Genomic DNA, 6065 nt, shown 5'->3' on the forward strand with positions numbered 1-6065 from the left:
GACAACCTTGGTCGCGACAACGGTCTTGTCACGATTTCCGGTATTCTTCAGCCAGGTGCCGATGATCCGCTCGGTTCTGCCCTGCGTCTCTTTTTTCGCCGGGATCGGATAGAGTTCGGCCGCATCGAAAAAATTGATGCCTTGATCAAAGGCGAAATTCATCTGAGCGTGGCCTTCGGCCTCAGAGTTCTGTTCGCCGAATGTCATTGTTCCGAGACATAATGCACTTACCTGCACATCCGTGCGACCAAGACGGCGCTGTTCCATCAGGTATTCCTTCAAATCTGGGTATCGGGCGTTATTGACACCTCCTGGACCAAATGCCGGAGGCTGACACCCTTCAGGAGGATTGGGCTTTTGCCAAAAGTTCTTCCACTTTCGGCAGAATGTTCTCGACGATGACCGCGACTCCCCTGGCATTGGGATGCATGCCGTCGGATAGATTGAGATCGGGGTTCAGGGCAACCCCTTCGAGAAAAAAGGGATAGAGCAAAGCATCATTGGCTTTTGCGACATCTGCATAAATCGGGTCAAAAACTTCTGCATATTCGTGACCCAGATTTCTGGGAGCCAGCATCCCGACCAGCAGAACTTCAACGCCGCGCTCGCGCAGTCGTTTGGTGATTTCCTCAATATTCTTGCGGGTGATACCCGGCTCAATGCCACGCAGCGCGTCATTCGCGCCGAGTTCCACAATCACCGCATCTGCATCTGTCCCCACGGACCAGTCAAGTCTGGAAAGGCCGCCTGTCGAAGTATCACCGGAAACACCGGCATTCACGACATCTACCGAAAACCCGCGTTCATCGAGTACCTTTTGCAGCTGTTCCGGAAATCCTTCATCAGGCCCAAGCTGGTATCCGGCAGACAGGCTGTCCCCAAGGACGACCAGTTTCAGATCGGAGGATTGAGCTGCAATCGGAACAAGACAGACAATCAGGAAGTTAAGAAGAGCAAAAATTTGGTTCACGCTAACATCTCTCAGGACTGGAAGAGCCGCCATAACAGGCCCATATGGTCGCAGAGCGTCCAATTGTCGAGGGCATGTTTGTGTCAGGAAGACGATCGCGTGACCAGTGTAAAGGCCTGAAAATGACAAATTCACCCGCAATCACTTTGAAAAATGTGCACCTGACGCTCGGCGAGGGAGCAGGTCGGGTCCACATCCTAAAAGGGATCGATCTGGATATCGAGCAAGGAACTTCCGTCGGACTGGTGGGGCCGTCCGGTTCAGGCAAATCAACCTTGTTGATGGTGATGGCGGGTTTGGAGCGAGCGGATGAAGGTTCGGTCCTTGTGGCAGGATCGGAGCTCGGACCTCTCACGGAAGATCAGCTGGCACGTTTCAGAGGCCGGAATGTCGGCATCATTTTTCAATCCTTTCACCTTGTCCCGAACATGACCGCTCTTGAAAACGTCGCCGTTCCACTGGAACTGGCCGGCAACCCGTCCGCTTTCGAGAAAGCCCGCGAGGAACTCGAGGCAGTCGGCCTTGGCCACCGGCTGCACCATTACCCCGCGCAAATGTCCGGCGGCGAGCAGCAACGCGTCGCCGTGGCCCGCGCCCTCGTGGTCGAACCAGCAATCCTCATCGCCGATGAGCCGACCGGCAACCTTGATGAGAATACAGGCACCCAGATCGTCGAACTTATGTTTGCAGCTCAGCGCGAACGGAAAACCACGCTGGTCCTTGTGACGCACGACCCCTCTCTTGCTGAAAAATGCGACCGCATGATCCGGATGCGGTCCGGGGAAGTTGAAGAGGCCCATGCCGACAGCGCGCATATTGCCGAAGAGGTATCCGCATGAGCGGTTTTGTGTCCGGTCGCACGCAATCCGGCAACCAGACTTTCAAGCTGGCAACCCGTTTTGCACTGCGGGAGCTGCGTGGGGGGCTGCGGGGGTTCTATATTTTCATCGCCTGTATTGCGCTCGGTGTCGCGGCCATTGCAGGCGTCACCTCGGTTTCGCGGGCCTTGACTGACGGGATCTCCGAGGAGGGGCAGGCGATTCTTGGTGGCGATCTGTCCTTTTCGCTCATCCACCGGCAGGCCGAACCCGAGCAGGTTGAGTTTCTCGACGGCCTGGGTGAAGTCTCTCGCATCGCGACCTTGCGCGCCATGTCCCGGCGGGTAGATACCGGCGACCAGGCTCTAGTTGAACTCAAGGCTGTCGACAACGCCTATCCGCTCTATGGATCGCTTGACCTGGCCTCTGGGCAATCCATTGAAAACGCATTGGCTTTCAACGACGGCATGTGGGGTGCGGCTGTCGACCTCGCGCTGCTCGCGCGCCTTGACGTTGCCGTTGGCGACACTCTGGCTCTTGGTCGCACAACCGTTCGGATCACAGACGTTATCGAAAGCGAACCGGACAAGCTTGCCGGTGGTATGGATTTCGGTCCACGCCTCATGATTTCAGACGGCGCCATTCCCGACACCGGCCTCGTTCAACCCGGCAGTCTGGTGCGATGGCACTACCGAATACGCATGACACCTGCGCCAGGGGTCCAGGACCTGCAAGCCGTGGTCGATCGGGCAAAGGCCGAGCAACCCGACACCGCCTGGCGGATTCGCTCGCGTGCCAACGCCTCCCCGGGCCTGCAAAGGAGCATCGGCCGCTTTGCTCAATTCCTGACCCTGGTGGGCCTGACCGCGCTTGTCGTCGGCGGCGTCGGCGTCGCCAATGCCGTGCGCTCCTATCTTGAAACCAAACGCGAAGTCATCGCCAGTTTCAAATGCCTGGGCGCGACCGGTGGGTTCGTTTTCCAGATTTACCTGGTCCAGATGCTGATCATTGCGCTGATCGGCATCGGCATCGGTCTTGTTATCGGTGCCATCATTCCGTTCGCAGCCGGCGCGGCACTATCCAGTGTCCTGCCGGTGCAACTGGCAGCAAGTATCTATCCAGCTGAACTTGGCCTCGGTCTTCTTTATGGCCTGCTGACCGCACTTGCCTTCGCTTTGTGGCCCTTGGGGCGCGCGCATGATGTGCCACCCACGGCGCTTTTCCGCGACATTGTCACCGGCGGTTCCAAACTGCCGCGCAAACGCTACCTGTTCGCAACGGCAGTCACTGTTCTCGTTCTGGTAAGCATCGCAATTGCCCTGTCTCACGACAAAAACCTTGCCGGTATCTATATCGCTGCATCGGCGGGCGCCTTTGTGCTGCTCGTTGCGGTTGCCCGTGTCATCATGTTCATCGCCAGACGGCTGCCGAGCGTCCGCTCAACGGAACTCCGGTTGGCAATCGCCAACATCCATCGGCCTGGCGCGCTAACGCCATCGGTCGTTCTCTCTCTCGGTCTGGGCCTGTCGTTGCTGGTGGCCCTTGCCTTGATCGACGGCAATCTGCGCCGGGAACTAACCGCGACAATCACCAACGAAGCTCCGAGCTTTTTCTTCGTTGATATCCAAAGTCATGAGCGCGATGCTTTCGAGGCGCTGCTAAGGGAGGAGGCCCCGACGTCCAAACTGCAGAGCGTTCCCATGTTGCGAGGCCGTATCGTGAGCCTGAACGGCATTCCTTCGGACGAATTTGAGCCTGCGCGGGAAGGATCGGAATGGGTTCTGCGCGGTGATCGCGGCATAACCTATGAAAGCACGTTGCCGGAAAACTCAACGCTTGCGCAGGGAGACTGGTGGCCGGAGGATTATTCCGGCGTCCCGCTCGTCTCGTTCGATCTGGAAGCGGCCACGGAACTCGGTCTTGAAATCGGTGATACCATTACGATCAATGTGCTCGGCCGCGAGCTGACAGCTGAAATCGCCAATCTTCGAGATATCGAGTGGCAGTCCTTCGGCATCAACTTCGTCATGGTGTTTTCTCCCAACACATTTGCCGGTGCGCCCCACGCCAACCTGATGACGCTTGGCTGGGATCAGGAAGTGCCTGCGGTAAAAGAACTGGCGTTGTTGAAGACAGTGTCCAACGCGTTCCCGACAGTTACCGCTGTTCGCGTCAAGGACGCCATTTCCCAGGTCAACGACCTCGTCGCACAACTGGCATGGGCAATCCGAGGTGCGAGTTCCATCACGCTGATCGCCAGCGTTCTTGTGTTGGCAGGTGCACTGGCCGCAGGGCATCGCAGTCGAATTTATGATGCTGTCATCCTGAAGACCCTTGGCGCCACAAGGCCCAGCCTGATCCTGGCCTATGGCCTCGAATACGCAATTCTCGGCCTGACGACAGCATTGTTCGCTCTTGTCGCAGGCGGAATTGCGGCATGGTATGTGATCAATCAGATCATGGATGGCAATTTTGTTCTGATGCCGGTGACCGCAGCTGGCGCTGCCTTGGTGGCGCTCATCCTGACCGTTGGCTTCGGCTTGATCGGCACCTGGCGAATTCTTGGAGAAAAACCGGCTCCGGTTTTGCGAAATCTCTAAAATACGTACCCTGGGCCGACAAAATCGGAATAACACACAAGCTGTCAGGAAATTTTCATAAAAAACAGCAACTTTCCTCACAGTCACAAGCCACACGCAACTTGCGCACTGTCTTTTTCTTGGCTATCCGAATATTGTTTGGGCCAGATAAGGACAGGGGCAGAGCCATGCTTGAATTCACCGGAAAGTCTGTTTTGAGAACGTTTGCCAAAGCAGCCGCGATTGCTGTCGTTGCGACCGCGTCTTTTACTCTATCAGCCCAAGCCGAGAGCCCGTTTCACACCGGCGTCTGGCAGCTGAACGAGGCCAATGGACCGCGTGGTCTGGTCGTCAGCGACTGGCTGGTATTTGAAGATGGCCTGCCGAAAAGATGGCTTTATCGCCGGGCCGGCACAAATGACGAAAACCAGTTCGATTTCTTTACCCGCACGCTTGGCGACTCCGGCTATACACCTGTTGGGATCCGTGTCTACCGGACCGGTGAAAACTCGATGAAATACACGCTTGCCGCAAAAGGTGAAGAGCCGATTGAGGTCTCTGCCGTCCGGCTGTCTATTCCGAACTTTGAAAATTCCTGCCTGTCCGTGGAGAAAAAGGGCAAGCGGTTCTTCGGCAACTGGGTTGGCACGACCGGCTCAACGCTGAAAAAACTCAACGTCGGCAAAAACAAGATCACCATCGACGGCAAGGCACGCAACACTGCAATTGAGGAAGTTCGGGTTGGCCGCATGGGTATCACCGAAGATGGCAAGCCGATCGCGTTCCTGACCGATGCAGGAGGCGACTATGCGGTTCTGCAGTGGTTCAAACCCGGTGTAACGGTTGAGCAGATGCGGAACAAGGAAACGGAAATTCTTGATTTCCAGGCAGAAGAAATCGTCCGAAACCCAGGCGGCACTTGCGACCGCCAGATTGCTTCTCGACTGAAAGCTATGAAATAAAAGACCTTATCTTAAACATAATGACGTATAATGCGGCCGGAAGCACATAGATTACGATTTTTTCAGAAATCTCGTCTTGTGCTTATGTCCGCATTTTCCCATATGTTGAGGGAGTTGTGTTGCATGTGACGTCACATGCAAACGTCGATCTAGAAGGGGATAAACACGACCATGTCGACCTTTGACCGTCAACCACAAGGCACCTACACGGTTGCCGGCGCGCGTGCCGAGGCCGGCATTGATCAGGGCCTGCGCAGCTATATGCTGGGTGTCTACAATTACATGACCATCGGGCTTGCCCTGACCGGTTTCTTTGCCCTGGCCACTGCCATGCTGGCGACAACCTCCGACCAGAGCGCTGCCGTCGCAAGCCTTGGCAATGGCCAGATGCTGACGCAGCTTGGTGTTACGCTATACGGCAGCCCGCTGAAATGGGTCGTCATGCTTGCACCGCTTGGAATGGTCATGTGGCTGTCTTTCCGCATTCAATCCATGAGCGCGTCCTCCGCCCGCACGATGTTCCTTGTCTATTCCGCGATTATGGGCATCTCGCTGTCATCGATCTTCCTGGTTTACACCGGCGGTTCGATCGCACGCGTGTTCTTTATCACGGCAGCGGCCTTCGGTGCGCTGAGCCTGTTCGGCTACACCACAAAGAAGGACATTTCCGGCTGGGGTTCGTTCCTGTTCATGGGCCTTATCGGTATCATCATTGCGATGATCGTGAACATCTTCT

The 6065-nt window shown here is 56.2% G+C and carries 6 protein-coding genes; 4 read left to right on the top strand and 2 right to left on the bottom strand.

Translation table 11 applies throughout. The features are described 5' to 3' along the window. Both K5905_RS25285 and K5905_RS25290 read right to left on the bottom strand, forming a co-directional pair. Positions 1 to 267 (bottom strand): aldo/keto reductase (locus tag K5905_RS25285; RefSeq protein WP_297589295.1); only part of this gene is annotated, 267 nt, incomplete at its 3' end. Between the two features lie 73 nt (positions 268 to 340). Continuing rightward, positions 341 to 970, bottom strand: a complete 630-nt coding sequence (locus K5905_RS25290) for an arylesterase (protein ID WP_297589298.1) — start codon at positions 968 to 970, stop codon at positions 341 to 343. 122 nt (positions 971 to 1092) lie between these two features. Between K5905_RS25290 and K5905_RS25295 the strand changes: the two genes are divergently transcribed. The 4 genes from K5905_RS25295 to K5905_RS25310 form a co-directional block, all read left to right on the top strand. Beyond that, complete coding sequence (locus K5905_RS25295; protein WP_297589301.1) at positions 1093 to 1809, top strand: ABC transporter ATP-binding protein; 717 nt, start codon at positions 1093 to 1095, stop codon at positions 1807 to 1809. After that, positions 1806 to 4388, top strand: a complete 2583-nt coding sequence (locus K5905_RS25300) for an ABC transporter permease (RefSeq protein WP_297589302.1) — start codon at positions 1806 to 1808, stop codon at positions 4386 to 4388. Before K5905_RS25295 ends, K5905_RS25300 begins: the two co-directional genes overlap by 4 nt. A gap of 167 nt (positions 4389 to 4555) precedes the next feature. After that, on the top strand, positions 4556 to 5329 hold the full coding sequence (locus K5905_RS25305; protein ID WP_297589305.1) for a hypothetical protein: 774 nt from the start codon (positions 4556 to 4558) through the stop codon (positions 5327 to 5329). Between the two features lie 171 nt (positions 5330 to 5500). After that, a partial coding sequence (locus K5905_RS25310; RefSeq protein ID WP_297589307.1) for a Bax inhibitor-1/YccA family protein occupies positions 5501 to 6065 on the top strand: 565 nt, incomplete at its 3' end.

It is taken from the genome of Roseibium sp., assembly GCF_025698965.1.
Classification (GTDB): Bacteria; Pseudomonadota; Alphaproteobacteria; order Rhizobiales; family Stappiaceae; genus Roseibium.

Coding starts and splice junctions, on each gene's coding strand:
- K5905_RS25300 (WP_297589302.1), top strand. CDS start 1,806: ATGAGCGGTTTTGTGTCCGGTCGCACGCAATCCGGCAACCAGACTTTC.
- K5905_RS25305 (WP_297589305.1), top strand. CDS start 4,556: ATGCTTGAATTCACCGGAAAGTCTGTTTTGAGAACGTTTGCCAAAGCA.
- K5905_RS25295 (WP_297589301.1), top strand. CDS start 1,093: ATGACAAATTCACCCGCAATCACTTTGAAAAATGTGCACCTGACGCTC.